4 tRNA genes are annotated in these 722 nt (G+C 44.0%); all 4 read right to left on the bottom strand.

Annotated features, from left to right (window positions below):
* Positions 1–199: 199 nt before the first annotated feature.
* The 4 genes from AACR09_RS19365 to AACR09_RS19350 all read right to left on the bottom strand — a co-directional run bounded on the left by AACR09_RS19365 (position 200) and on the right by AACR09_RS19350 (position 562).
* A tRNA-Val gene (locus AACR09_RS19365) sits at positions 200–275 on the bottom strand.
* Between the two features lie 32 nt (positions 276–307).
* Positions 308–383 (bottom strand) — tRNA-Ala (locus AACR09_RS19360).
* Between the two features lie 25 nt (positions 384–408).
* Positions 409–484, bottom strand: a tRNA-Lys gene (locus tag AACR09_RS19355).
* 2 nt (positions 485–486) lie between these two features.
* Positions 487–562: transfer RNA gene (locus tag AACR09_RS19350), tRNA-Glu, on the bottom strand.
* Between the last annotated feature and the right edge of the window lie 160 nt (positions 563–722).

Raw genomic sequence — 722 nt, 5'->3', positions numbered from 1 at the left:
TGATTCGAATACAAGACACTTGAATGTGTTTGTTGTGTTTATCTAATGAAAGATAAACATTGAGAACTTTTAAATTTGATTGAATTACTCGTAAGTAAATCAATCAGTCAGCTTTCCAAATTGTTAAAGAGCAAGAGTTTTTCAAGTTTTAAACTTTCAAAACCATTTTTAAATACTCTCTTACGAGAATGCTTAAAGATGGTGGGCGATACCGGGCTCGAACCAGTGACCCCCTGCTTGTAAGGCAGGTGCTCTCCCAACTGAGCTAATCGCCCATGATAGTTTTAATTCCTTCATGGAGAAAGAATGGTGGAGCTATGCGGGATCGAACCGCAGACCTCCTGCGTGCAAGGCAGGCGCTCTCCCAGCTGAGCTATAGCCCCATATTTTTATTTCCTTGGGAGGAAATGGTGGGTCGTGCAGGATTCGAACCTGCGACCAATTGATTAAAAGTCAACTGCTCTACCAACTGAGCTAACGACCCAATGGTATCCCGTAGGGGAGTCGAACCCCTGTTACCGCCGTGAAAGGGCGGTGTCCTAGGCCTCTAGACGAACGGGACACTGCAATTTATCTCCACTTTAAAAAGTAGAAACAAACTTCGAAGAACTTGGGAGTTCTTCATCTCTTTGCTTTTCTAAACCTAATCAATCTGTGTGGACACTCATCGTAAGTATCTTCGTATAAGGAGGTGATCCAGCCCCAGGTTCCCCTAGGGCTAC

Source organism: Vibrio sp. OPT20 (genome assembly GCF_963889365.1).
Taxonomy (GTDB): domain Bacteria; phylum Pseudomonadota; class Gammaproteobacteria; order Enterobacterales; family Vibrionaceae; genus Vibrio; species Vibrio splendidus.
This window is presented reverse-complemented; position numbering and strand designations above follow the sequence as displayed.